The sequence below is a fragment of the Paraburkholderia sp. 40 genome (genome assembly GCF_050434105.1).
Classification (GTDB): Bacteria; Pseudomonadota; Gammaproteobacteria; order Burkholderiales; family Burkholderiaceae; genus Paraburkholderia; species Paraburkholderia tuberum.
The window spans coordinates 1,866,330-1,890,838 of record NZ_JBNPVY010000004.1; the positions used below are offsets into that span (position 1 = coordinate 1,866,330).

The 24,509-nt window shown below is 66.4% G+C and carries 22 protein-coding genes and 2 tRNA genes; 16 read left to right on the plus strand and 8 right to left on the minus strand.

Translation table 11 applies throughout. The features are described from left to right. The first annotated feature begins 440 nt into the window (after positions 1-440). The 6 genes from OKW28_RS30295 to OKW28_RS30320 all read left to right on the plus strand — a co-directional run bounded on the left by OKW28_RS30295 (position 441) and on the right by OKW28_RS30320 (position 7,860). Positions 441-3,686, plus strand: coding sequence for an Rne/Rng family ribonuclease (locus OKW28_RS30295; protein WP_429451059.1), 3,246 nt, complete (start codon positions 441-443; stop codon positions 3,684-3,686). Positions 3,687-3,876: 190 nt separating this feature from the next. Next, a complete protein-coding gene (gene moaA, locus OKW28_RS30300; protein ID WP_429451060.1) occupies positions 3,877-4,986 on the plus strand; it encodes a GTP 3',8-cyclase MoaA in 1,110 nt (369 codons plus the stop codon). Between the two features lie 11 nt (positions 4,987-4,997). Beyond that, complete coding sequence (gene mobA / locus OKW28_RS30305; RefSeq protein ID WP_429451062.1) at positions 4,998-5,624, plus strand: molybdenum cofactor guanylyltransferase MobA; 627 nt, start codon at positions 4,998-5,000, stop codon at positions 5,622-5,624. A gap of 61 nt (positions 5,625-5,685) precedes the next feature. Then, positions 5,686-7,002 carry a molybdopterin molybdotransferase MoeA gene (moeA, locus tag OKW28_RS30310; RefSeq protein WP_429451064.1) on the plus strand — a complete coding sequence of 439 codons (1,317 nt, stop codon included), beginning with the start codon at positions 5,686-5,688 and terminating at the stop codon, positions 7,000-7,002. A gap of 100 nt (positions 7,003-7,102) precedes the next feature. Next, positions 7,103-7,378, plus strand: coding sequence for a hypothetical protein (locus OKW28_RS30315; RefSeq protein WP_008923126.1), 276 nt, complete (start codon positions 7,103-7,105; stop codon positions 7,376-7,378). Further along, complete coding sequence (locus OKW28_RS30320; RefSeq protein WP_429451065.1) at positions 7,378-7,860, plus strand: N-acetyltransferase family protein; 483 nt, start codon at positions 7,378-7,380, stop codon at positions 7,858-7,860. Before OKW28_RS30315 ends, OKW28_RS30320 begins: the two co-directional genes overlap by 1 nt. An 18-nt stretch (positions 7,861-7,878) precedes the next feature. On the opposite strand, the gene OKW28_RS30325 is transcribed toward OKW28_RS30320, so the two are convergent. From OKW28_RS30325 to pncB, 5 genes are all read right to left on the minus strand, one after another. After that, a complete protein-coding gene (locus tag OKW28_RS30325) occupies positions 7,879-9,327 on the minus strand; it encodes a DNA recombination protein RmuC (protein WP_429451066.1) in 1,449 nt (482 codons plus the stop codon). Then, complete coding sequence (locus tag OKW28_RS30330) at positions 9,324-10,313, minus strand: 2-hydroxyacid dehydrogenase (RefSeq protein ID WP_429451068.1); 990 nt, start codon at positions 10,311-10,313, stop codon at positions 9,324-9,326. The genes OKW28_RS30325 and OKW28_RS30330 overlap by 4 nt, the downstream gene beginning before the upstream one ends. 48 nt (positions 10,314-10,361) lie before the next feature. Beyond that, positions 10,362-11,750: a sodium:proton antiporter gene (locus OKW28_RS30335; protein WP_429454501.1), complete on the minus strand. Its 1,389-nt coding sequence runs from the start codon at positions 11,748-11,750 to the stop codon at positions 10,362-10,364. A gap of 139 nt (positions 11,751-11,889) precedes the next feature. Continuing rightward, the gene (locus OKW28_RS30340) at positions 11,890-12,552 is read right to left on the minus strand and encodes a LutC/YkgG family protein (RefSeq protein WP_184073768.1); all 663 of its coding nucleotides are present in this window, start codon (positions 12,550-12,552) and stop codon (positions 11,890-11,892) included. Between the two features lie 187 nt (positions 12,553-12,739). Further along, entirely contained in the window at positions 12,740-13,936 is a 1,197-nt protein-coding gene (gene pncB / locus OKW28_RS30345; protein ID WP_429451070.1) for a nicotinate phosphoribosyltransferase, read from the minus strand. 292 nt (positions 13,937-14,228) lie between these two features. Between pncB and fdxA the strand changes: the two genes are divergently transcribed. The 8 genes from fdxA (at position 14,229) to OKW28_RS30385 (ending at position 18,846) form a co-directional block, all read left to right on the plus strand. Continuing rightward, the gene (fdxA, locus tag OKW28_RS30350) at positions 14,229-14,552 is read left to right on the plus strand and encodes a ferredoxin FdxA (protein ID WP_090801209.1); all 324 of its coding nucleotides are present in this window, start codon (positions 14,229-14,231) and stop codon (positions 14,550-14,552) included. A gap of 118 nt (positions 14,553-14,670) precedes the next feature. Continuing rightward, positions 14,671-14,746: transfer RNA gene (locus OKW28_RS30355), tRNA-Asn, on the plus strand. Positions 14,747-14,808: 62 nt separating this feature from the next. Further along, positions 14,809-14,884, plus strand: a tRNA-Asn gene (locus tag OKW28_RS30360). Positions 14,885-15,042: 158 nt separating this feature from the next. Continuing rightward, positions 15,043-15,519, plus strand: coding sequence for a CreA family protein (locus tag OKW28_RS30365; protein ID WP_429451072.1), 477 nt, complete (start codon positions 15,043-15,045; stop codon positions 15,517-15,519). A gap of 121 nt (positions 15,520-15,640) precedes the next feature. Further along, positions 15,641-16,483, plus strand: a complete 843-nt coding sequence (locus OKW28_RS30370) for an AraC family transcriptional regulator (RefSeq protein ID WP_429451074.1) — start codon at positions 15,641-15,643, stop codon at positions 16,481-16,483. Between the two features lie 178 nt (positions 16,484-16,661). After that, positions 16,662-17,423: an AzlC family ABC transporter permease gene (locus OKW28_RS30375; protein ID WP_429451075.1), complete on the plus strand. Its 762-nt coding sequence runs from the start codon at positions 16,662-16,664 to the stop codon at positions 17,421-17,423. Beyond that, the gene (locus OKW28_RS30380) at positions 17,420-17,743 is read left to right on the plus strand and encodes an AzlD domain-containing protein (protein ID WP_429451077.1); all 324 of its coding nucleotides are present in this window, start codon (positions 17,420-17,422) and stop codon (positions 17,741-17,743) included. Before OKW28_RS30375 ends, OKW28_RS30380 begins: the two co-directional genes overlap by 4 nt. 335 nt (positions 17,744-18,078) lie before the next feature. Further along, the gene (locus OKW28_RS30385) at positions 18,079-18,846 is read left to right on the plus strand and encodes a DUF4088 family protein (protein ID WP_429451078.1); all 768 of its coding nucleotides are present in this window, start codon (positions 18,079-18,081) and stop codon (positions 18,844-18,846) included. Positions 18,847-18,935: 89 nt separating this feature from the next. Here the strand turns inward: OKW28_RS30385 and OKW28_RS30390 are convergent, their stop codons facing one another. The 3 genes from OKW28_RS30390 to OKW28_RS30400 form a co-directional block, all read right to left on the minus strand. Then, positions 18,936-21,131 carry an ATP-dependent helicase gene (locus tag OKW28_RS30390; protein WP_429451080.1) on the minus strand — a complete coding sequence of 732 codons (2,196 nt, stop codon included), beginning with the start codon at positions 21,129-21,131 and terminating at the stop codon, positions 18,936-18,938. Positions 21,132-21,192: 61 nt separating this feature from the next. Beyond that, positions 21,193-21,456, minus strand: a complete 264-nt coding sequence (locus tag OKW28_RS30395; RefSeq protein WP_429451081.1) for a hypothetical protein — start codon at positions 21,454-21,456, stop codon at positions 21,193-21,195. 90 nt (positions 21,457-21,546) lie between these two features. Then, positions 21,547-22,065, minus strand: a complete 519-nt coding sequence (locus tag OKW28_RS30400; RefSeq protein ID WP_429451083.1) for a hypothetical protein — start codon at positions 22,063-22,065, stop codon at positions 21,547-21,549. A 333-nt stretch (positions 22,066-22,398) separates the two neighbouring features. On the opposite strand from OKW28_RS30400, the gene OKW28_RS30405 reads away from it, so the two are divergent. Continuing rightward, positions 22,399-22,617: an RNA-binding S4 domain-containing protein gene (locus OKW28_RS30405; protein WP_013090085.1), complete on the plus strand. Its 219-nt coding sequence runs from the start codon at positions 22,399-22,401 to the stop codon at positions 22,615-22,617. 309 nt (positions 22,618-22,926) lie between these two features. Then, positions 22,927-24,342, plus strand: coding sequence for an MATE family efflux transporter (locus tag OKW28_RS30410; protein WP_429451084.1), 1,416 nt, complete (start codon positions 22,927-22,929; stop codon positions 24,340-24,342). The last annotated feature ends 167 nt before the right edge of the window (positions 24,343-24,509 follow it).

The following is a 24,509-nucleotide window of genomic DNA, read 5'->3' on the forward strand; positions in this document are numbered from 1 at the left end:
AAGCTGCAAGTCGCGAAAATACGGCGTGCGCCCAAGGCGTCTTGTAGAAAGTACAAGATATGGCGACGTCAAAAGAAGGCGAGACACCCCCAGCAGGAAAAGACGCGCCGCCTGCGCGAACTTCCCGTTGCGGCATGACCGCGGACTTCGGCCCTTCGCTCGCGCGCCCAATTGGCGCGCCGGCTTCAGAGGGCGAAGACTTATGAAGGTCTGCTGGCTAAACGCGGCGTGTCAGGCCATGATTTGAAGCCGTGTTCGCATGTGCCCTGCGGCACCGTGCCCTTTTTTATCGGGCTGGGCCCTCTCAGGCAATTCTCCCGCCATCTTTCCCGCTCCAGCGTGTTTGTGAAAACACAAAAAGACGCGGCACGCCTACTCTCCCCGCTCTCGCGACTGACAACCGCGCAGCTGGGCTGGCGAGGCCGTTCTGGAGCCGTTCAATGAAACGAATGTTGTTCAACGCGACGCAGCAGGAAGAACTGCGCGTCGCCATCGTCGATGGGCAAAAACTCATCGACATCGATATCGAAACCGCCGGCCGCGAACAGCGCAAAGGCAATATTTACAAGGGCATCATCACGCGCATCGAGCCGTCGCTCGAGGCCTGCTTCGTCAACTACGGCGAAGACCGTCACGGCTTCCTGCCGTTCAAGGAAGTCGCCCGCCAGTACTTCCGCGATGGCGTCGACATGCGTTCCGCACGCATCCAGGACGCACTGAAGGAAGGTCAGGAACTGATCGTCCAGGTCGAAAAGGAAGAACGCGGCAACAAGGGCGCAGCCCTGACCACGTTCATCTCGCTCGCCGGCCGCTATCTGGTGCTGATGCCGAACAACCCGCGCGGCGGCGGCGTGTCGCGCCGGATCGAAGGCGACGACCGTCAGGAACTGCGCGAAACCATGGCGCAGCTGCAACTGCCGGAAGGCATGAGCATCATCGCGCGCACGGCCGGCATCGGCCGCAGCGCCGAAGAGCTGCAATGGGATCTGAACTACCTGATGCAGCTGTGGCGCGCAATCGAAGCCGCGTCGCAAAGTGGCACGGCCGGCCAGCCGATGCTGATCTATCTCGAATCGAGCCTCGTGATCCGCGCGATTCGCGACTACTTCCAGCCCGACATCGGCGAAATCCTGATCGACACGACCGAAATCCATGACCAGGCCCGCGCCTTCATGGACATCGTGATGCCGGACAACGTCGGCAAGGTAAAGCGCTATCACGACGACGTGCCGCTCTTCTCGCGCTTCCAGATCGAGCACCAGATCGAAACCGCGTACTCGCGCACCGTGCCGCTGCCGTCGGGCGGCGCGATCGTCATCGACCACACCGAAGCGCTCGTCGCGATCGACGTGAACTCGGCGCGCGCCACCAAGGGCGCGGACATCGAGGAAACGGCCGCGCGCACGAACCTCGAAGCCGCCGACGAAGTCGCCCGCCAGCTGCGTCTGCGCGACCTGGGCGGCCTGATCGTGATCGACTTCATCGACATGGAATCGGCCAAGAGCCAGCGCGAAGTCGAACAGCGCCTGAAAGACGCGCTCAAGCACGACCGCGCCCGCGTCCAGATGGGCAAGATCTCGCGCTTCGGCCTCATGGAGCTGTCGCGTCAGCGTCTGCGTCCGGCGCTGTCGGAAGGCAGCCATGTGACGTGTCCGCGCTGTAACGGCACGGGCCACATCCGCGATACCGAATCGTCCGCGCTGCAAGTGCTGCGGATCATTCAGGAAGAAGCGATGAAGGAAAACACCGCGGCGATCCACTGCCAGGTGCCGGTCGAAGTGACCGCCTTCCTGTTGAACGAGAAGCGCGCCGAAATCAACAAGATCGAGTCGCGTTTCAAGGTCAACGTCGTGCTGATCCCGAACAAGCACCTCGACACGCCGCACTACAAGCTCGAGCGTCTGCGTCACGACGACGCGCGCCTCGACGAGCCGCGCGCATCGTGGAAGATGGCCGAAGAAGCGGCCCGCGAACTCGAATCGGAAACCGGCTACAGCAAGCGCGCTGAGGAAGTGAAGCCGAAGCAGGAAGCGGCGGTCAAGGGCATCACGCCCGAGAAGCCCGCGCCGAGCGCGCCGGTCCGCCCGGCGGCTACCCCCGCTCCGGTCGCGGTGACGCCGGCCAGCGGCGGCTTCATCGGCTGGCTGAAGAATCTCTTCGGCATGCAGCCGGCTGCTCCGGCACCCGCGGCGCCGGCCACCACCGACAAGCAGGCCCGTCCGCAACGCGGCGAGCGCGCCGAGCGCGGTGAGCGCACGGGCGAGCGCGGCGGCGATCGCAACCGCAATCGCCGTGGCGGCGCAGGCGGTCGCGACGCGGCAGCGCGTGGCGAAGGCGTGACCGGCGGCCGTCAGGCGCAAGGTCAGCAGCCGTCGCCGCGTCGCGAGGAACGCGAAGGCCGCGAGGCACGCGAGGGCCGCGAACCGCGCGCGCCGCGTGAGCAACGCGAACCGCGTGAGGCGCGTGAAGGCCGTGAACTGCGTGAGGCTCGGGAGCCGCGTGAAGCGCGTGAACCGCGCGAGGCTCGCGAACGCGACACCCGCGGCGCCGAGCGCGCGGAAGCCGTCGAAGGCACGGCACGCGGTGAGCGTCGCGAGCGTGGCGAGCGTGGCGAGCGCGCTGAACGCGTCGAGCGTGGCGAGCGTCGCAAGCCGCAGGCGGAAGCCGTCTCGGCGCTGACGCAAACCGACACGCAAGCTGCCGACGAACTGGCGCACATCCGCGCCGCAGCGGGTGAAAATGGCGTGCCGGTCGATCAGGAAACAGTCGCACGTGACGGCGAAGAGCGTCGTCGTCGCCGCCGCGGCCGTCGTGGTGGTCGTCGCGAGCGTGAAGAGGACGTGAATGGCAATCTCGCGGCGGATGTCGCGGAAGCAGAAGGCGACAACGTTGCCGCCAGCGACGAAGCGCCGGTGCGCACCCAGCAGCCGGTCGAGCACACGCCTGCAGTCAGCGAAGCGAAGGAAGTGACCCCGGTCGAAGTGGTGGTCGCCGCTGTCGCAACGGAAAGCGCCGTCGTGGCCGAACTGCATGCGGCAGCCGAAACGCCGGCTCTCGCCGCGGAGAATGCCGCGAAGACCGAAAAGGTCGTGCCGGTGGAAGAGGCCCCGGCGGCGTCGATCGAACCCGTGGCGGCGGAGCCGGCTATCGAAGCGCCAGCGCAGGCAGAGCAAGCCGCGTCGGCCGCGAGCGAACCGGTTACGCCGGCCGCTTCGGTCGAACCCGCCGCGCATGCCGAATCCCCGGCAGTCGAGCCGGCCCTGGAAGTGCAGCCGACCGTCCCGACCGAACCGCGAGCCGTCCCGGCTGCGCTCGACACCGCGGCTCCGGCCACGATCGTCGAAGCGCCGGCAGCCGTGCCGGCACCGCAGGCCGAAATCGTCGAGCCGCAACCGGTCGTCGCAACGGAACCGGCCGTGGTCGAACCGGCGCCCGTCGCCGCGGCCCCGCAGCCGGCCCCCGTCCGCAGCGCAGCCCCCGCCGCCGCATCGGCCGACGCCTTGCAGCCGATCCTCGAGCAGGCTGGCCTGACCTGGGTGAACACCGACGCCGACAAGCTGCGTGCCGCGCAGGAAGCGGCGGCGCAGACGGTCAAGCCGCCGCGCGTGATCCGTGAGCGCAAGGCGCTGCCGCCAGTCGACCACGCGCCGATGCAACAGGTCGAAACGATCAAGCATCCGCAGTAAGCCGCGTCGTTGTTCGTGAAAAAGCCCGCCCTTTCCGGCGGGCTTTTTCTTTAGGCGGTCATTTGTCGCCGCGAGCCGCGCCGCTCCGCTCCCCGTATACCCCGACAACGTCCGTCGCGCACCTGCCGCCACCGGCATTTCCGATAGAATCAATCATCCCGGTCCGTTAAAGCACCTGACGAAGCATTTCATGTCACGACGCATCATTCCTGTTGCCGATCTCAGCGCAGCGCCGGTCATCACCGGCCCAGTGCAGACACCTAGCGGCGTGCTGCACGATGCGCTCGCGCGTCCGCTGCACGATCTGCGCATCTCGGTGACGGACCGCTGCAACTTCCGCTGCGTGTATTGCATGCCGCGCGCAGTGTTCGACAAGGACTATGCTTTCCTGCCGCACAGCGCGTTATTGAGTTTCGAGGAAATCGAGCGGCTCGCGCAGTTGTTCGTCGCGCATGGCGTCGAGAAAATTCGCCTGACCGGCGGCGAGCCGCTACTGCGCAAGAACCTCGAATTCCTGATCGAACGGCTCGCCCGGTTGACCACGCCTGCGGGCCGTCCGCTCGATCTCACGCTGACCACCAACGGCTCGCTGCTCGCGCGCAAGGCGCGCAGCCTGAAGGACGCCGGCCTCACGCGCGTGACCGTCAGCCTCGATGCGCTCGACGATGCGCTGTTCCGCCGCATGAACGACGCCGACTTCGCGGTCGCCGACGTGCTCGATGGCATCGCCGCCGCGCACGCGGTCGGGCTCGCGCCGGTCAAAGTAAACATGGTCGTCAAACGCGGTACCAACGACGGCGAAATCGTCCCCATGGCGCGTCATTTCAAAGGCACGGGCGCGGTGCTGCGCTTCATCGAGTACATGGACGTCGGCACCTCGAACGGCTGGAACATGACCGAAGTGCTGCCTTCCGCCGACGTCGTCACGCGCATCGCCGAGCATCTCCCGCTGGTGCCGCTCGAAGCGCACAGCGCCGCCGAAACTGCGCAACGCTGGGGTTATGTCGACGGCGGCGGCGAGATCGGCGTCATTTCGAGCGTCACCCGCGCGTTCTGCGGCAATTGCACGCGCGCGCGTTTGTCGACCGAGGGCAAGCTATACCTGTGCCTGTTCGCATCGACCGGACATGACCTGCGCGCGCTGTTGCGCGGCGGTGCGAGCGATGCCGGGATCGCCACCGCCATCGCCGAAATCTGGCATGGCCGCGGCGACCGCTACTCGCAGCTGCGCGGCAGCCAGCCGGCCGATCAGGGCGAGCCGGCCAAGCGTCGCGTGGAAATGTCCTACATCGGCGGCTGAGCGGCCGACGCATGTCCATCCCCCGCGAACAGATCACTGGCCTCGTGCTCGCGGGCGGGCGCGGCACGCGCATGGGCGGCGTCGACAAGGGGTTGCGGCCGCTGCACGGCGAACCGCTCGCCGCTCACGTGCTGCGGCGCCTCGCGCCGCAGACCGGCCCGCTGATGATCAGCGCGAACCGCCATCCCGACACCTATGCGGCGCTCGGCGCGCCATATCGCGCAACGCTCGTCGCCGACACCCTCCCCGACTTTCCCGGCCCGCTCGCCGGCATGCTCGCCGGACTGCGCGCCGCCGGCACGGCGTACCTGCTGAGCGCGCCCTGCGATTCGCCGTGGCTACCGGCCGACCTCGCCGCGCGCCTCGCGGATGCGCTCGACGCGAACCACGCCGACATCGCAACGGCCACCACCGTCGACACCGGTGGAGAAATCTCCCTACACCCGGTATTCGCGCTGATGCGCACCGCCGTCGCGGACGACCTGGCCGCGTTTCTGGCCTCCGGCGAGCGCAAGGTCCGCGCGTGGTACGCGCGCCACAAGACGGTCGAAGTCGTCTTTGCCGACGAGCGCGCGTTCTACAATGCCAACTCGTTACAAGAACTCGCCGACCTCGAACGCAATCGGGGCCCCGGCTGACATCCGCTCCGGCCGCACGGCAACAGCCGCGCCCGTCACCGGTCGCGACGCCCAGCCATTCATGACCACGCTCAACGACTTTTCCCGCTGCGTCGCGCAGTACGATCCTCATGCGCTACCCGTCCCGGCCGCTCAGGCGATCGTCCGGCAGTGGGCGACGCCGGTCGCGGCCGTCGAGCGCTTGGCGTTGCGCGATGCACTCGACCGCGTGCTAGCCGCCGACATCGTGTCGCCGATCGACGTGCCCGCGCACGACAACTCCGCGATGGACGGCTACGCGTTCAATCACGCGGCGCTCGCGGCCGGTATGCGAGGCGGCGCGGACAGCGTCGAGCTGACGGTCGCCGGCAAGGCGCTCGCCGGTCATCCGTTCACGGGCCGCGTCGCGGCGAACCAGTGCGTGCGCGTGATGACGGGCGCCTGCATGCCTGCCGGTTGCGACACCGTCGTGCCGCAGGAACAGGTGGAGCGCGACGGTGCGGATTCCACGTCGATCCGCTTCGCCGCCAGCGCGGTGGCGGCGGGCGCGAACCGCCGCCGCGCCGGCGAAGATCTCGCGCGCGGCCACGTCGCGCTGCATGCCGGCCGCATCGTGCGCGCGTCGGACCTCGGCCTGCTCGCGTCGCTCGGCATTGGCGAAGTCAGCGTGCGGCGGCGTTTGCGCGTCGCGTTCTTTTCGACCGGCGACGAACTGCGCTCGCTCGGCGAGCCGCTCGACGCGGGCTCGGTCTACGACAGCAACCGCTACACGCTGTTTGCGATGCTGCGGCACCTGAACATCGACGCGCTCGATCTCGGCGTCGTGCGTGACGAGCCGGCCGCGCTCGAAGCCGCGCTGCGCAGTGCCGCGGCCAACGCCGACGTGGTGCTGACTTCGGGCGGCGTGTCGGTGGGCGAAGCGGACTTCACGAAGCAGCTGCTACAGACCTTCGGCGACGTCGCCTTCTGGAGTCTCGCGATGCGCCCCGGCCGGCCGCTCGCGTTCGGCCGCCTGTGGTCCGGCGCACAGCCCGGGCTCGGCAAACCTGCGCTATTCTTCGGCCTGCCCGGCAATCCGGTCGCCGTGATGGTGACGTTCTATCAGATCGTGCGCGAAGCGCTGCTGCTGATGGCCGGCGCGACGCCGCGGCCGCTGCCGGTGATTCACGCGACGAGCCGCGTGGCGGTGGGCAAGCGCGCGGGCCGCACCGAATTCCAGCGCGGCATCGCCGTGCAGGACGCGCACGGACACTGGCACGTGAGCCCGACCGGGTCGCAAAGCTCAGGCGTGCTGAGCTCGATGAGCGAAGCGAACTGCTTCATCGTGCTCGGCCACGACGAGGGCGACATCGACGTCGGCGATCGCGTGTCGATCATGCTGTTCGACGGGCTCATCTGACGTTCCAGGCGGCGCATCGATCGCACGACATCGGCACCGCAGCAGCACTTCATCGACACTCCACCCACTATCACTACTACGACACACGGGTTTGACTTACATGAAAAAACAGATCTCGTTCATCGCACCAGGACAGACGGCCAAAGCGCTGATCCTCGTGTATCTGACGTTCTCGGTGCCGATCGTGCTGCTCGGCGTGGTGGTCGCGTTCGTGCGCTATGGCTCGGTCGAGCTGAGCACGGTGTTCAGCGCGCTGCTGCTGAACGCGATCCTCGGCTTCGTGCTGTTGTGGATCGCGTGCCACGCCTACAACTGGGTCGCGTCGCGCTTCGGTGGTATCGAAATCCATCTGGCTGACGCACCGGAAGAAGCGTAATGCCCGCGACGATCCGCGCCGCCAAGCCCACGGATACCGGCGCGATCTTCGCGCTCACCTACGAACTCGCGCAGTTCGAGAACCTCACGCACATCTTCGTCGCGACGGAAGATAGCCTGCGCGACGCGCTGTTCGGCGCGCGGCCGTCGATCGAAGCGCTGGTTGCCGAAGACGCGGGGAGCATCGTGGGCTATGCACTGTTCTTCCACAATTTTTCGAGCTTCGCGGGCCGCCGCGGGCTCTATCTCGAAGACGTCTACGTGCCGCCCGCGCAGCGGGGCAGCGGGCTCGGCACCGCGCTTCTGCGACACGTCGCGGCACTGGCCGTGGAGCGGCAATGCGCGCGCTTCGAGTGGACCGTGCTCGACTGGAATCAGCCGGCGATCAGCTTCTATCAGAAGATGGGGGCGACGGTGTTGCCGGACTGGCGCGTCGTGCGCGTGACGGGCGATGCGCTGGCGCGGCTGGCTGCAAGGGCGTGAATTCCAGCGCCTCGCCCCTCATTGCTCATCAGGCTCCACATTCGACAGCGCATCGCCGATCAACCCGCTCGCCTCGTCGCCCGGTAACGCCTCGACGTCGCGCAGCTTGCGGTTCATCATGCGCGTGCGCGTTTCCGCGGCCTCGATCGAACGCGTGACGGTTTCGAGCTGCGCCTTGGTCTTCGCGAGCACGTCGCCGAATTTGCCGAACTCCGTCTTCACCGCGCCGAGTACCTGCCACACCTCGCTCGAACGCTTTTCGATCGCGAGCGTGCGGAAACCCATCTGCAGACTATTGAGCAACGCGGTCAGCGTGGTCGGCCCCGCAATCGTCACGCGATAGTCCCGCTGCAGCTGATCCGTGAGTCCCGGTCGGCGCAGCACTTCCGCGTACAGGCCTTCGGTCGGCAGGAACAGCAGCGCGAAGTCGGTCGTATGCGGCGGCGCCACGTACTTCTCCGCGATCGTGCGCGCCTCCGCGCGAATTCGCACTTCGAGCGCGCGCGATGCTTCCTCGACCGCGACCGGATCGGCGCGCTCCTGCGCTTCGATCAGCCGCTCGTAGTCCTCGCGCGGGAATTTGGCGTCGATCGGCAGCCATACCGGCGTATTCGCGCCGCCGGGCTCCGGCCGCCCCGGCAGACGAATCGCGAACTCCACGCGATCGGCGCTCTTCGGCACCGTCGCGACGTTCTTCGCGTATTGATCGACGGTCAGCAGTTGTTCGAGCAAGGCTTCGAGTTGCACTTCGCCCCACGTGCCGCGCGTCTTCACGTTGGTCAGCACGCGCTTCAGATCGCCGACGCCGGCCGCCAGCGTCTGCATTTCACCGAGGCCGCGATGCACCTGTTCGAGCCGGTCGGACACGAGCTTGAACGACTCGCCGAGACGCTGCTCAAGCGTTGCGTGCAGTTTTTCGTCCACGGTACGGCGCATTTCCTCGAGCCGCGTCGCGTTGTTCGCCTCGATGTCCTTCAGACGCTGCTCGATCGTCGCGCGCACTTCGGCGAAGCGCCGGTCGTTCGCCTCGGTTAGTTGCCCGAGTTGCAGGCTCAGCGTGTCGCCGAACTGCTTCAGCGAGCGGCCCTGCTCGTCGCGCGCCTGCTGCGCCTGTGCCTGCAGGCTGTGACGCACGGCGTCGAGCTGTTGCGCGAAGCCGTCGATCTTGCCGCCCTGCACCGTCGTCATGCTGCTGAACTGCGCGGCGAGCGTCTGCTGAAAATGCGCGAAGCCGCTGCTTTGCTCGGTGCGCGACACGCGCGCGGTCTCGGCGATGTCGTTGCGCAGTTGCCGCTCGAGCCGCTCGGCGGTATGCGCCTGCGCGTCGACAACGGCATCGACGCGTTCGTTCAGCATCTCGAACTGTTCGCGCTGCTCCGTGCGGTCGTGACCGCGTAGCAGCAAGGCCAGTGCGATCACGAGGGCAACCGCCAGCACCGCGACGGCCGCCACCAGAATCATTGTCATGAACGCGCCTTGCCGATCACGTCGGGGTTGATCGGATTCGGCGGCTGACCGGCGCGCGGTCCTGCGCCGAGGCCGGCGATCAGGTTGTCCGCGGCGAGATTCGCCATGGCGCGGCGCGTGGTTTCGGTCGCGCTCGCGATGTGCGGCGTCAGCACGACGTTCGGCACGTTCAGCAGCGCCGGGTGCAGCTGCGGCTCGCCTTCGAACACGTCCAGACCGGCCGCCGCGATGCGCCTGTCACGCAGCGCGTCGGCCAACGCCGCATCGTCGACGATGCCGCCGCGCGCGATGTTGGTGAGCGTCGCGCTCGGCTTCATCAGCGCCAGTTCGGCCGCGCCGATCGTGTGGTGGTTGCCTTTGTTGTACGGCAGCACCAGCACGACGTGGTCGGCGCGCCGCAGCAGATCCTCTTTCGACACGTACTCCGCGTTCAGCTCGGCCTCTATTTGCGGCGCGACGCGCGAGCGATTGTGATAGAGGACCCGCATGTTGAAGCCCTGCGCGCGCCGCGCGAGCGCCTGGCCGATGCGGCCCATGCCGATCACGCCGAGCGTCGAACCGTATAGGTCGTTGCCGAGGAAGCCATCGTAGCTCCACTTCTGCCAATGTCCGGCGCGCAGCCAGTGCTCCGATTCGGCGATGCGGCGCGCGGCGGCCATCATCAGCGCCCAGCCGAAATCGGCGGTCGATTCGTTCAGCACGTCCGGCGTGTTGGTGCCGAGTACGTTCGCCGCGTTGAACGCGGCCATGTCGAAGTTGTTGTAGCCGACCGCCATGTTCGACACGACGCGCAGACGCGGCGCCGCGGCGAGCACGCCCGCGTCGATCATCTCGCCGGCCGTCAGCGCGCCGTCCTTGTCCGCGAGACGGCGCTTCAGTTCGTCGGCGGGCAACACGTCGCCCTCGTTCCAGTCGACGTCGAAGTACTGCTTGAGCTGGTCGATCACGTCGGGAAAGATCGAACGGGCAACGAGGATTTTCTGCAATGCAAGTCTCCGTATCGCACGTCGAGGGATTGTCTCGGCGTTGCAGAGTCAGCGTTCAAAAAAGAGCCAGCCAGTCAGCGCGAACAACGGCAGCAGCACCGCGCCGGACCAGCCCAGATACGCAAAAAAGCTCGGCATGCGCACGCCGCGCGATTGCGCGATCGCCTTCACCATGAAGTTCGGCGCGTTGCCGATGTAGGTGTTCGCGCCCATGAACACGGCGCCGGCCGAAATCGCCGCGAGCGTGGTCGCGCCGGTGGTCATCAAGGTCTGCGCATCGCCGCCGGCCAGGTTGAAGAACACGAGGTAGGTCGGCGCGTTGTCGAGAAACGAAGATAGCAGGCCGGTCGCCCAGAAGTACATGATGTCGCGCGGCTCGCCTGACGGATCATTGACCAGATGGACGATGCCCGCGAACGCGCCGGCTTCTCCCGCGCGCAGGATCATGATGACCGGCACGATCGTCACGAAGATGCCGGCGAACAGTTTGGCGACTTCCTCGATCGGCGCCCACTTGAAGTCGTTGCCCGCGCGGGCCGCGCGCGGTGTCCACGCGAGCGATAGCAGCGTGACGGCGATCAGCGCGGCGTCGCGCACGATGTTTTGCAACGCGACGTGCGTGCCGAGCACGTCGAATGTGATTTGCGGGCGCCAGAGTCCGCTCATCAGCACGAGCGCGATCACCGCGGCGAGCAGCACGAAATTGATCTTGCCGTCGATGCCGAGCGGCGCGCCGTCGGGCGTCGGATCGAGGAAAGCCGAACGCACTTCCTCGCGCTGGTGAAAGTAGTACGAGTCGAGTGCATAGAAAACGGCAAGCAGCAGGCCGCTCACGAACAGCATCGGGGGCGCGAGATGCGTAGTGGTCCAGAAAAAGCTCACGCCTTCGAGAAAACCGAGGAACAGCGGCGGGTCGCCGAGCGGCGACAGCGCGCCACCGACGTTCGCGACGAGGAAGATGAAGAACACGACCACGTGGGTCACGTGGCGGCGATTGTCGTTTGCGCGCAGCAACGGGCGGATCAGCAGCATCGCCGCGCCGGTCGTACCCATCACGCTCGCGAGCAAGGTGCCGAGCGCGAGAATCGCGGTGTTCAGACGCGGTGTGCCATGCAGGTTGCCGCCCACGCAGATGCCGCCCGCGACGGTATAGAGCGCGGTCAGCAGGATGATGAACGGGATGTACTCGTCGAGCATGGCATGCGCGAGCGCGCCGAGCGCCGCGCTCGCGCCGAAGCTCACGGCAAACGGCACGATGAACGCGAGCGCCCACGCCGCGGCGATCTTGCCGAAGTGGTGATGCCAGAGGGCTGGCGCGATCAGCGGAAAGATCGCGATCGACAGCAGCACACCCGCGAAGGGCAAGCCCCACAACGCCGACAAGCGCGCGCCGTCGAGCGTCTCAGCCTGCACGGACGGCGAGCACAGCGCAAGCATCGACGCAACGGCGAGCCACCGGCCCGCGCGGCCGGCCTGCGAATTCATGCCGAGACAGGCCGCGCGACGGCTTGCAACCGCACGCACGACAGATATCGCGTGTGTCGCGTATGCGCTGGCACGCCGCCGCGCGACGCGTTCAAGCATCCTGCACGACGATCGCATGCACCCGATAGGGGCCGTGCGCGCCCAGCACGATGGTCTGCTCGATGTCGCCGGTGCGCGATGGTCCCGACACGAAATTGACCGCGCGCGGCAGCTCGCCGCGTTCCTTGCGGATCAGGTCGAACGCCTCTTCATGACCCGCGACGATGCGCGAGCCCGGCACGATCGCGATGTGCGTCTCCGGCAGCAGCCCGGCCGACGCATACGTCTCGGGACCGGACAGCAACACGAGCGTGCCGGTCTCCGCGGTCGCGCAGAAACAGCCGGTGAGACCGACCACGTCATTGTCTTGCGGTTTGCGATATTCGACGGCGAGGCCGGCTGCGGCCCACGGCAGATCGCGCAGCGTTTGCCACGCGATGGCCTGCAACGGCAAACCGTGTTGCGTCAGATAGCGATGCGCGGCGGCGGGTACATCGGCGAAGGTCTGAACGGTGTCGACAGTACTCGCCATTTTCTGCGCTTCCTCGATGAAGCGCGCGCGCAGATCGGTGGGCATGTCCGGACGCGGGCCGGCCGGATGACGCGCGAGATAGTCCGCCGCGGCTTCGCGCTCGGCGGCGCTCGGTTCGGGCTCGCGCCCTTGCGCGGCGCGGATGCGCGCCAGGATGTTGCGGCGGGCAATCGATGTGTCCATGGGAGAAATCCTCGTGTCGACGGCCGTGCGATATGGCGAGGATTATACCGGCCGCGCTCCGCGCGAACACCCTGGCCGAACGGCATATTGCCGCCAGTCGATCGCGCGGCGACACTGTTCGCCGTGCCCCCCGAGCGCGAGCAGATCATGGTCAGGCGATGAACCGAAAAGCAGTCCGCAAAGCGCGCTACCTGGCCGCTTCTTCTTCCGGCTGCGCGATGCCGAACACCTGGCGCAGATACGCAAGATACGCCTTGTCCTCGCACATGTTCTTGCCCGGCGAGTCCGACAATTTCGCGACCGGCTGACCGTTGCAACGAACCATCTTGATCACGATCTGCAGCGGGTTGTAGCCGAGGTCGTTGGTCAGATTGGTGCCCACGCCAAACGCGAGCTTGCAGCGGCCGCGGAAGCGCTCGTATAGCTGCAGCACCTTCGGGATGTCGAGCGCGTCGGAGAACACGAGCACCTTGGTGCGCGGGTCGCAACGATTCGCCTCGTAGTGTTTGAGCAGGCGCTCGCCCCAGTCGAATGGGTCGCCGGAATCGTGGCGAGCGCCGTCGAACAGCTTGCAGAAGTACATGTCGAAGTCGCGCAGGAACGCCTGCATGCCGTACACGTCGGAGAGCGCGATCCCGAGGTCGCCGCGATATTCCTTCGCCCACATCTCGAAGCCGAAGATCTGCGAGTCGCGCAGACGCGGACCGAGCGCCTGGCAAGCCTGCAGGTACTCGTGCGCCATCGTGCCGAGCGGTGTCAGGCTGTGCTTCATCGCGTAGAAGACGTTGCTCGTGCCGGCGAACTGCTCGCCGAGACCGTCCTTCAGCGTGAGGATCACTTCCTCGTGCCATTGCTTCGAGAAGCGGCGGCGCGTGCCGTAATCGGCGATCTTGCAGTCGGCGAACTCCGGACGAGCGCCGAGCAGTTGGATCTTGTCGAGCAGACGGCCACGGCCTACGTGATAGTCGGGCGTTTGCTGGGTGTTGCGGAAATAGACTTCATTGACGATCGCGAGCACCGGAATTTCGAAGAGGATCGTATGCAGCCACGGCCCCCTGATGTCGATGTCGATTTCGCCATTGCCCTTCGGCGACGGCGTGATCGAAATGTACTTCTCGTTCAGATGGAACAACGCGAGGAACTCGATGAAGTCGCCCTTGATGAAGCGCATGCGGCGCAGGTAGTCGAGTTCGTCGTCGGTGAAACGCAGTTCGCAGAGTTTGCGCACTTCGTCGCGAATCTCGTCGATGTACGGCACCAGATCGACGTTCGGCGTGCGGCAGCGGAAGCGGTACTCCACGTTGGCGGCGGGGAAGTGATGCAACACCACCTGCATCATCGTGAACTTGTACAGATCGGTATCGAGCAGCGAAGTAATAATCATGATGGTACGAACTGGACCGCTGAAAAAACGAAAAGGGCTCACTGCACCCTTGCAACGGACGCGCTGAGCCGAGCGGCGCGCCAACCTGATGCATGTTACCCGAATGCGTCCGCATCCAGCGTGCCACCGGCCTTCGCCGCCATTCCGCGGCCGCTCGCGGCACCCCATAAACTAATCACAAAAACATATATAAGACGCACGGCCCGCTGCTTTATGCGCATGTTGACGTTACGTTACAATATGTCTTTTGGCGTCCGCGCCTTCCCCGATTCCGCATGCAGGAGCTGCCTGAATGACTCACGTTGTGACCGAAAGCTGCATCAAGTGCCGCTATACCGACTGCGTCGATGTGTGCCCGGTGGACTGCTTTCGCGAAGGTCCCAACTTCCTCGCGATCGACCCCGATGAATGCATCGACTGCGCCGTGTGCGTGGCCGAGTGCCCGGTGAACGCCATCTATGCCGAAGAAGACGTGCCGGGCGACCAGCAGGACTTCATCGCGCTGAACGCCGACCTGGCGAAAGCGTGGCCGAGCATCACGAAGACCAAGGCGCCGCTGCCGGAAGCCGAGGAATTCAAGGATGTGAAGGAAAAGCTCGCGCTGCTCGCGCGCTGAGCGCGGCCGCCTGTCACCTGCCTTGGCCGTTCAGATTCAGTATCAGGATGAACGCCGAGGTATTGACAGACGTTTCAGCTGCTTCTACAATTTCGCTTCTCTGCTGTTGTTGTTCTGTTCCTCGATAGCTCAGTCGGTAGAGCGCCGGACTGTTAATCCGTAGGTCCCTGGTTCGAGCCCAGGTCGAGGAGCCAAGAATTGCAAAAGCCCGTTAATCAAGACGGGTTTTTTTATGTAGATCAAGTTGTACTGCTGTTCCTCGATAGCTCAGTCGGTAGAGCGCCGGACTGTTAATCCGTAGGTCCCTGGTTCGAGCCCAGGTCGAGGAGCCAAAAATTTCGAAAGGCCCGCATCCATGCGGGCCTTTTTGTTTTTGTGCCACGATGGACAGCCTCACGCGCGCCGCGCGCCGTTATACGATGGCGACTTCACGGCGCACGTTTCGCCCGCTCTGGCGCCGGCACACTCCAGACACTCAACCGGCACGCTCATGAAATCCACCTCGCTACGCATCGCGCTCGCGGCCGTCGGCGCCCTGCTGCTTTCTTCGGCGCGCGGCGAAGAAATCGCCAGCGTCAATACGAATTTTCACGTTACCGGCTCCGACCGCGTGGTCGTGGAGGCGTATGACGATCCCGTCGTGCAAGGCGTCACCTGCTACGTGTCGCGGGCGCGGACGGGCGGCGTCAAAGGCACGCTCGGCATCGCCGAAGATCCGACCGAGGCGTCGATCGCGTGCCGCCAGGTCGGGGAGTTGCATTTCACCGGCCCCGTCAAGCAGAAGGACGACGTGTTCTCGGTCAGCATGTCGCTGATCTTCAAGTCGCTGCACGTGGTGCGCGTGGTCGACACGAAGCGCAACGCCCTGGTCTATCTGACCTACAGCGACCGCGTCGTCAGCGGCAGCGCGAAAAACAGCGTGAGCGCCGTGCCCATGCCCAATGGCACGACGATTCCGGTCAAGTAAGGGCAAGTCAGGACAAGTACCGGCAATTGACGGCACCAGCGGCACGCGGCGCGGCGCTGCACACCCGCCGCCGTCCCCGACAACGACGCGTTAAACTGACCGGTCCAGCTAGACTTTCGTCATGACCGCCACCCCTCGTTTCCGCGATTCCGCCCGCTACTGGCGCACGCCGCTACTGCCCGGCGCGGATCTGCTCACTGCCGAATATCACGATCACGAGTTCGCGCCGCATTGGCACGACGCCTACACGATCCCGGTGATCGTCGCGGGTGCGGAATGCTATCGGTATAGCGGCGAGCACCATGTCGCCGAAGCGGGCAGCGTGCCGGTCATCAACCCGGGCGAGTTGCATACGGGGTCGAAGGCGGTCGAAGCGGGCTGGCGGTATCGCGTGATGTATGCGCCGGTCGAGTTCCTCTGCGCGCTGGCCGACGAAGTCGCCGGCAAGCCGCAGGCCTTACCGTGGTTCGCGCCCGGCGTGATCCGCGATTCCGATCTCGCGACGCGGCTCGCGCACGCCCACCGTCTGCTCGAAGCCGGCGACGACGCGCTCGCCGCCGAAACCGCGATGCTCGACGCGCTGTCCACGTTGCTGGTCCGCTATGCGCGGACGCGCCCCGCCGCCGCTCGCGTCGCCACCGACGACACTCGCGTCGCACTGATGCAGGAGCGTCTGACCGGCGACCTCGTCGAACCGGTGACGCTCGCCGAGGTCGCGAAGGCAGCGGGTCTGTCGTCGTTCCACGCGGCGCGGCTATTCACCCAATCGACCGGCCTGCCGCCCCACGCGTGGCGCAATCAGGTGCGCCTGCAGCGCGCGCTCGCGCCGTTGCGCGCCGGCGTCCCGGTGACCGACGTCGCCGCCGCGAGCGGCTTCACCGATCAGAGCCATTTCACGCGGCATTTCCGGCGCATGTTCGGCGTGCCGCCGGGCCAATGGCAAGGAACGCAGCGCGGTTCGTAACGCGAAGCGGCACCGCCGGCGCCTGCACCGCGCGCCGTGAGCGTGCCGCCGCAATCCGTCAGCCCGTCATCAGCCATCCCCCCGCTACACCGTAGCACCCCATCAGCAACCCGCCGCAAGAACGTACAAGTCCGAACGCCGGTCAGCCGCTATGCTTCCGAAATCAAGGAGGCTTAGATTGACCGATTCCACCCAAGGACAGCCCACCCGGGACGGCCATCTCAAAGAATTCGCCGCCGGCGCGCGCGACATCATCCCGATGATGGTCGGCGCCGCGCCGTTCGGCGTCATTTTCGGCACGCTCGTGACCTCCAGCCCGCTGCATCTGTGGCACGGCCAGTTGATGTCGCTCGTCGTTTTCGCGGGCTCCGCGCAGTTCATCGCGCTCGGGCTGATCGCCGGGCATGCGAGCTTCGCCGTGATCTGGTCGACCACGCTCGTCGTCAATCTGCGTCATGTGCTGTATAGCGCGACGCTCGCGCCGCACGTCGCGCATCTGCCGAAGCGCTGGCGTTGGGCGCTCGGCGCGCTGCTCACCGACGAAGTCTTCGCGGTCGCGTGGGAGCACTACCGGCATCGCGAGCCCGGCACGGTCGGCCCGTACTACTTCTTCGGCGCCGGCGTCGCGATGTATCTGAACTGGCAGCTATGGACCGTCGCCGGCCTGCTGTTCGGCGCGGCCTTCCCCGGCCTGCAGTCGCTCGGTCTCGACTTTGCGATGGTTGCGACGTTCATTGCGATCGTCGTGCCGCAACTGGTCGCGCTGCGCTATATCGCGGCGGCCGTCACCGCCGGCACGCTGGCGTTTTTCTGGCAGGCGTGGCCGTACAAGCTCGGCCTGCTCGGCGCAGTGTTCGCGGGAGTCGCGGTCGGCGTGCTGCTGTCGATGTCGCGTCTGAACCTGCGTGGCGCGCGCCGTCCCGTGGAGGCCACGCGATGAACTACGTCGTTCTGATCGTCGGCATGGCCGCGATTACGTGGTTGATCCGCGCGACCGTGTTCGTGCTCGGCGACCGGCTCGTGTTCCCGCCGCTTCTGCGCACCGCGCTTAGCTTCGTGCCGGTCACCGTGCTGACCGCGATCATCGTCCCGATGGCCGTGTCGCCGCACGGCAACAACGCCGAGCTGAGCTGGCGCAATCCGCAGCTGGTCGGCGCGCTCGCCGCGATCGTCGTTAGCGCGCTGACGCGCCGGCCGCTGCTGACGATCGCAGTCGGTCTAGGCGTGTTCTTCGTCTGGCAGGGCGTGGTGCTGAAGTAAGCGCGCCCTGTCTCTACGCTCATCGACTCATCAGCGGTCCCGTCGACACCTCGCCGCGTCGCGGGCCGCGCACTCCCGTTCAAGCGACTCCCAAGCGGGCCATTGCCCGAAGCTTCCCTCCAAAGCGCCCGCGCGTCGCCGGGCCGCCCTCAAGTTTCCCGCTACCCCGCCGATATGCAGTCGAGGTCCGCTCATCGGGAGTCGTCCCGCTGGTTACGCGGCAACAGGCTGGAATCAAGCGCGTCGGCATCCGGCGTCGCGTCGCCTCGGTCCGCGAGCGGCCGGGCGATCTTGCGACGGCGCGCCGCGCGCGGCCGCATTAAACGGGATAACACATGGGTCAAATCACCCTGAAGCTCAAGGACGAGACCGTCGCGTCGCTGCGCAAGGACTTCGAGGCCTTTTTACGGGTCTCGCTGAAGCTCGATCCGCAGTTCGCGACGCCGTCGTTCGAGGATTTCTTACGCGCCAAGCTGCTCGACAACATGGTGCCGCTCACCGAGCACGCGGTACAGCGGATGCTGCAAGGCGGCCAGTACGCGTGGGCCAAACGCACGCTCGACAAGGAATTCCCGGACGTCGTGTCGATCCTGATGCGGCAGGCGGGCGAGTTCGGGTTCGGTTTCGCGGCGCGCTCGGAATGGACGCCCGAGGAGCTCACCAGGCAATGCCGCGAGTGGGCCGCCGCAATCGTCAAGGAAGCGGAAGGCGACGCGACGCTGGTCGACCCCCTCGCCTCGCAGATCAAGAGCACCGTGCAGGACATTCAGGCACTCGAGGAAGTGATGCAGACGCCGGCATGGCGGCTCGTCGAATCGCTGCGCCAGCGCGTCTACGAGGCGAAGGTCGCGTGCGAGACGAGCGTGGGCAGCACCGCGCGCGAGAAGCTCGGCGAACTGCGTGGGCTGTTGCGGCTAGGCATTTCGCACGGCACGTTCCAGAAGCAGGAAGCGCAGCAGATCATGGAGTATCTGCGGCTCTTGAAGCCGGAGATTTTCGTCGAGGAGCCGTACGACGTGTTCTCGCGGCTGGCGGCATGGCTGCGCAATTTCTTCGTGCCGCCGCCTCCGGTCGCGCAGCAACGGCAGCGGCAGTCGCGCTGAGCTTCCACTGGCCCGCGCGGCGCGCGTCCCTTCGTCGGATAAACGCGCCCCCTGCCCGCGCGTCGATCCCAACGCGCGGTGCTAACCGCTCAATCCCACATCTTCCTGAGCTTCGCCGCGATCTCGATCTTCGCCTGGGCGGCCGCGGCGAGCCCAGCCGCGCTCGGCGCGCTCGCCACCGCAATGCGCGGCCATGCATAGGCGTCGAACAGCGGCAGCATCGGCGTGGCGATGAAGCGCGTGCGCGACGCCCACACATGGCGGTCGCCCAGATGCGTCTGGTTGTGCACGTAAAAGCGCTGCGGCACGACGATGTGCAGGTCTTCCTTCGCGCGCGTCATCGCCACGTAAAGCAGGCGCCGCTCCTCGTCGATTTCCTCGTCGCTGCCGGTGCCGAGATCGGAAGGAATGCAGCCGTCGACGCCGTTCAGCACGAACACGTGGCGCCACTCCTGACCCTTCGCCGAATGGATCGTCGACAGGATCAGGTAGTCCTCGTCGATCAGCGGCACGCCGGATTCGTCGCTGGTCGCGTCGGGCGGATCGAGCGTCAACTCGGTCAGGAAGCGTTCTCGCGACGGATACGTACCCGCAATGCTTTCCATCTGCAGCAGGTCCGCGTGACGGATCGCGGCGTCCTCGTGATTGCGCTCCAGATGCGGTTCGTACCAGCGTCGCACCATCTCGAACTCGGCGGGCCACGGCGTTTGCCGGCCGTACACGCCCGACATCAGCTTGACGAACGGATGCCAGTCTTCCTGCGTGCGCGCGGGCGCCGCAAACGCGGCCAGCACACCGCCCGCGGTCGCGACCGGATCGCCGCCGTCCGCGCGCGCGACGATGTCGTCGAGCACCTTCGCCGCGGTGGCCGGGCCGACGCCCGGCAGCAGCTGCACGACGCGAAAGCCGGCGACGCGATCGCGCGGATTCTCGGCCCAGCGCAGCACCGCGAGCACGTCCTTCACATGCACCGAGTCGAGAAATTTGAGCCCGCCGAACTTGACGAATGGAATGTTGCGCCGCGTGAGCTCGATCTCGAGCGCGGCACTGTGATGCGCAGCGCGAAACAATACCGCCTGCGACTTCAGCTTCACGCCCTGCTCGCGCGCCTCGAGCACCTGCTCGACGACGTAGCGAGCTTGCGCGGCATCGTCGGCGACCGTGACGAGGCGCGGGCGCTGCGCCGACGCCTTGTCGGTCCACAGATTCTTGGTGTAGCGCTCGCTCGCGAGTTCGATCACCGCGTTCGACGCGGCGAGAATCGGCTCGGTCGAGCGATAGTTGCGCTCGAGCGTGACCTGCCTGGCGGGCGGCTCGAACTGCGTGGGAAAGTCGAGGATATTGCGCACCGTCGCGCCGCGAAACGAATAGATGGACTGCGCGTCGTCGCCGACCACGGTCAGGCCACGGCCGTCTGGCTTCATTGCGAGCAGGATCGACGCCTGCAGGCGGTTGGTGTCCTGGTATTCGTCGACCAGAACATGATCGAAACGCGCCGACAGATCGGCCGCGATGCTGGGCTCGGCGGCCATGTGCGACCAGTAGAGCAGCAGATCGTCGTAGTCGAGCACGCTCTGCTTCTGTTTGGCGTCGACGTATGCGGCGAACAGCCGGCGCAGATCGTCCTCCCACTCGCGACACCACGGAAACGCGCGGTCCAATACCTGGCCGAGCGATGAGCCGGTGTTGACGACACGCGAGTAGATCGCGAAGCAGGTGCCCTTCGCCGGAAAGCGCCGCTCCTTCGCGGACAGTCCAAGCTCGTGGCGCACGAGGTTCATCAAGTCCGCGGAGTCTTCGCGGTCATTGATCGTGAACGCGGGCGCGAGGCCGATCAGATCCGCGTATTCGCGCAACAGCCGCGCGCCGACACTATGGAAGGTACCCGCCCACGTGAGCCCTTGCGCGAGCGCGGCGCGTGGGCCGACGGTAGTGGCCGCGGCGCCCGCGATGCGGGTCACGCGGCGGATCATTTCGAGCGCCGCGCGGCGCGAGAAGGTCAACAGCAGGATGCGCTGCGGATCGGCGCCCTTCACCACCAGATTGGCGACGCGGTGCGCGAGCGTGTTGGTCTTGCCGGAGCCGGCGCCCGCGATCACGAGCAGTGCGCCGGGCAGCGCGTCTGGCGTGTCGGTCCCGTATTCGACGGCTTCGCGTTGGGCGTCGTTGAGCTTCGCTAGCCAGGCGGCGGTATCGAACGACGGAGCGGATTCGGCGACGGTGGACACTAATCGGTTTCGCGGGTTGGATGGATTTTCAGGATGCGACGCATACTGTATATCCATACAACCTCATGCGACAAGCGCCCCTTTTTTCGGGCGCCTATCCGCCGGTCTACGCCGCGCACTACTGTTTCTTCACGTCCTTCAGATTGGCAGCAGCGCTGGCCTTGTCGGCGTCGGCCTGCGCGTCGGCTGTGGTCTTGTCCGCTTTCGCCTGGGCAAGCGCGGCTTTCCTGTCGGTCTTCGTCTGTGCTTTCGCGGCCTTTTTGTCCGCATGCGTGGGGGGCGCCGCGGCCGGGTCGGTCGTCTGCGCGAACACCGCCGACGATAGACAACCCGCCATCAGGGCGGCGTAAATGCGGTTTCGGGTGGAATGGTTGATGTTCATCTGAAATCTCCCTGAAGTACATCCTGCCAAGCGACAGCGCCCGCGGCGCGCGAGCCTCACAGACCCACGCGCCGCGGCATCCAGCAGGGCTTAGTGCTTGACGTCCGCGCCATCGCCCTGCGCGGCAGCCTGCCCTTCCATGTTCATCTTCATTTCGTTATTGGCGGTCTGTTTGTCCGCCTTCTGGTTCAGCTTCGCGCCGCGCACCTGCTCCTTGTACTGGTCCTTCGCGGCCTTCTGCTCCGCCTTCAATTCCGCTTTCGAGGACTTCCTGGCCGCGCGATACTCGGCGTTGGCCTTCGCGTCGGCGTCGCGCTTCTGCACGAGCGGGTCGGTGGAGCCCGAAGCCGTCAAACGGGCCGGCGGCGGCGCCTCGACGCCTTGCGCGGCGGGTGCGCCCGGGACTTGCTGCATGCCTTGCGTCGAAGGCGGCACCTGCATGCGCTGGGCGCCAGCCGCGGATGGCGGCGCCATGTCGGCGGCGCCCTGGCTCTGGATCTGCGCCTGAGCGCCGATGCCTGCTGCCGGCTGCGCGGTCTGCGCAACGGCGGCCGTCGCGGCAAAAGCAGTGAGGGCGGTACCGATCAGGAGCGAACGAATCTGGGTCATGGCTATCCTCTCTGGGTTGTTGTGACACGGGCGGACTCTCTGGCGTCGTGATGACGGAACGTCGCGCGCGCCTCGTCCGGTCTGTGCGTCGCTGGACGGGTGGCCGGGGAGTGATCCCGCAAGCCAGCGGGCTTTGCTGCTGAACTGCACTCTAGGAGTGAAATCCGTCCGGTGCGACCTGCGTTACGGAACGTTTCACTTTCCGACATTTGAATAACATCTACTTTCATTTGCTTGCGCGAAGAGCTCGCTGGATGGCCGCGCCGCCGCTCCGCGTGCGCTTGCTTTATGATGCGAACCCCAACGCGACCCCGTGCCCAAGGTGCAAACGCCATGCCCAACCTCAATTTCACGCTGACCGGCGAATACGTCGAACTCCACAATCTGCTGAAGATCACGGGCCTCGCGGATAGTGGCGGCTCCGCGAAAATGATGGTTGCCGACGGCGCCGTGATGGTCGATGGCCGGGTCGAGACGCGTAAGACCTGCAAGATCCGCGCGGGCCAGGTCGTGCTGCTCGGCGATACGCGGATCGCGGTCCACGAAGGCTGACGGCAGTCCGGAAAATCGCAGGACGGCACGCACCAGAATTGTGCGTCGTCCATCGACAGCGGCCGGGGGAAGGCAATAAGCTGTCGGTTTCGACAGGTAAACGACGAACCGCGCCACGGGCGTGGAGTCGGCTGACCGGCTCGCCGCCGCGTCGCGTTTTTTCCCGCCCGCTGCCCGGCCGCTCCAACGCCCGTCGGAGCGCGCGGCGAGATGCAATGCGGCGCCGCTTGCGCCCGCCTTTCGCTGACGCCATCGCTGTTGCCACCGCTGTTGCCACCGCTGTTGCCACTTTTCGCCGTCAGGCATTCGATGACTCAACCCAGCTTCGCCCGCGCGGCCAGCCGGCCGCCGACCCTATCCCGCCACGCGGCCGACACCGCGCGGCTCGCCGCGCCGCTCGCGATCGCGCAACTGTCGCAAATGGCGATGAGCGTCACCGACACGATCCTGCTCGGCTCGCTCGGCCCCGATGCGCTCGCCGCCGGCGGCCTCGGCGCGAACCTCTTTTTCGTCGTCGTCACGCTGCTGCAGGGCGTGCTGACCTCGGTCAGCGTCAGCGTCGCGCACGCGCGCGGCGCGCAGGACGACGGCCGGGTGCCGCATATTTACTGGACCGGTTTCGTGCTGTCGGTGCTGCTGTCGGTGCCGGCGTTCATCCTGCTGTCGTTCGCGTCGAGGGTCCTGCTCGCGGTCGGCGAGCCGGGCCTGCTCGCGCACAACGTCGGCCGATACGCGGCGGTGTTGCGCTGGGGCGCACCCGCGAGCCTGATCGGCGTCGGCCTGATGCGCTCGTTTCTGCCGGCGATCGGCGCGGCACGGCGCCTGTTGTGGGTGTCGATCACGAGCGTCGGTGTGAACGGCTTCCTGAACTACGGGCTCATCCACGGCGCGTACGGGCTGCCGCGGCTGGGTTTTCTCGGCTCGGCGGCCGCGACCACGATCACCGTGTGGCTGACCGCGCTCGTGCTGATGGCGCTGCTGCATCTGCGGCCGCGCTTCCGCCATTTCGTCGTCGCGACGCGGCCGAAGCTGCCGTTGATGGGCGAATTGTTCGGCATCGGCTGGCCGGTCGCGATCACCTACGGCGTCGAGTCGACGCTGTTCCTCGCCACTGGCCTGATGGTCGGCCTGCTCGGCGAATCGCAACTGGCCGCGCATCAGATCGCGCTGAACGTCGCGTCGGTCGCGTTCATGGTGCCGCTGTCGATCGGCCAGGCGGCCAACGTGCGGGTCGGCTACTGGGCCGGCGCCGGTCAGCCGCTCGCCGCGCGCCACGCGGGCTTCGTCGCGCTCGCACTCGGCGTCGGCTTCATGTCGATGTCGGGCCTCGTGCTGATCACCGCGCCGCACTGGATCGTCGGTCTGTATCTGCATCTGGACGACCCGGCCAACGCGCCGACCATCGCGCTCGCCAGTTCGCTGCTCGGCGTGGCGGCGATTTTCCAGATCGTCGATGGGATGCAGGCGGTGGGCTCCGGTTGTCTGCGCGGCCTGAAGGACACGCGCGTGCCGATGATCGCGGCTGCGTTCGGCTACTGGGTGATCGGTTTTCCGACCGGCTATCTGCTCGCGTTTCACGCCGGCCTCGGCGCGCGCGGCTTGTGGTGGGGGCTCGCCGCAGGTCTCGCGAGCGTCGCGCTGCTGATGACGCTGCGTTTTCACAGGCTAAGCCGGCGGCAGGCGCCGACGGCCGCATCGGCCACGCCGCCCGCGCGCTCCATTTGAGCGAAGTAGCCGTACGCTCCACTCCTGAAGCACTCCCTGTAAAAGGTAAAATGGCCGCCGCGGCATGCGAGCGCTAACCCGCGCTCACGCGCCACGAACCGCACGACGGCGCGCCTCACGAAGGCAGGCGCCGGACTGGCGTCGCGCGCGCACTCACCATTGCCCGC

Coding starts and splice junctions, on each gene's coding strand:
- OKW28_RS30295 (WP_429451059.1), top strand. CDS start 441: ATGAAACGAATGTTGTTCAACGCGACGCAGCAGGAAGAACTGCGCGTC.
- OKW28_RS30410 (WP_429451084.1), top strand. CDS start 22,927: ATGACTCAACCCAGCTTCGCCCGCGCGGCCAGCCGGCCGCCGACCCTA.
- OKW28_RS30380 (WP_429451077.1), top strand. CDS start 17,420: ATGAACTACGTCGTTCTGATCGTCGGCATGGCCGCGATTACGTGGTTG.
- OKW28_RS30370 (WP_429451074.1), top strand. CDS start 15,641: ATGACCGCCACCCCTCGTTTCCGCGATTCCGCCCGCTACTGGCGCACG.
- OKW28_RS30335 (WP_429454501.1), bottom strand. CDS start 11,750: ATGCTTGCGCTGTGCTCGCCGTCCGTGCAGGCTGAGACGCTCGACGGC.
- OKW28_RS30385 (WP_429451078.1), top strand. CDS start 18,079: ATGGGTCAAATCACCCTGAAGCTCAAGGACGAGACCGTCGCGTCGCTG.
- OKW28_RS30340 (WP_184073768.1), bottom strand. CDS start 12,552: ATGGACACATCGATTGCCCGCCGCAACATCCTGGCGCGCATCCGCGCC.
- OKW28_RS30320 (WP_429451065.1), top strand. CDS start 7,378: ATGCCCGCGACGATCCGCGCCGCCAAGCCCACGGATACCGGCGCGATC.
- OKW28_RS30315 (WP_008923126.1), top strand. CDS start 7,103: ATGAAAAAACAGATCTCGTTCATCGCACCAGGACAGACGGCCAAAGCG.
- OKW28_RS30395 (WP_429451081.1), bottom strand. CDS start 21,456: ATGAACATCAACCATTCCACCCGAAACCGCATTTACGCCGCCCTGATG.
- moeA (WP_429451064.1), top strand. CDS start 5,686: ATGACCACGCTCAACGACTTTTCCCGCTGCGTCGCGCAGTACGATCCT.
- OKW28_RS30390 (WP_429451080.1), bottom strand. CDS start 21,131: ATGGATATACAGTATGCGTCGCATCCTGAAAATCCATCCAACCCGCGA.
- fdxA (WP_090801209.1), top strand. CDS start 14,229: ATGACTCACGTTGTGACCGAAAGCTGCATCAAGTGCCGCTATACCGAC.
- OKW28_RS30400 (WP_429451083.1), bottom strand. CDS start 22,065: ATGACCCAGATTCGTTCGCTCCTGATCGGTACCGCCCTCACTGCTTTT.
- OKW28_RS30405 (WP_013090085.1), top strand. CDS start 22,399: ATGCCCAACCTCAATTTCACGCTGACCGGCGAATACGTCGAACTCCAC.
- OKW28_RS30365 (WP_429451072.1), top strand. CDS start 15,043: ATGAAATCCACCTCGCTACGCATCGCGCTCGCGGCCGTCGGCGCCCTG.
- pncB (WP_429451070.1), bottom strand. CDS start 13,936: ATGATTATTACTTCGCTGCTCGATACCGATCTGTACAAGTTCACGATG.
- OKW28_RS30325 (WP_429451066.1), bottom strand. CDS start 9,327: ATGACAATGATTCTGGTGGCGGCCGTCGCGGTGCTGGCGGTTGCCCTC.
- mobA (WP_429451062.1), top strand. CDS start 4,998: ATGTCCATCCCCCGCGAACAGATCACTGGCCTCGTGCTCGCGGGCGGG.
- moaA (WP_429451060.1), top strand. CDS start 3,877: ATGTCACGACGCATCATTCCTGTTGCCGATCTCAGCGCAGCGCCGGTC.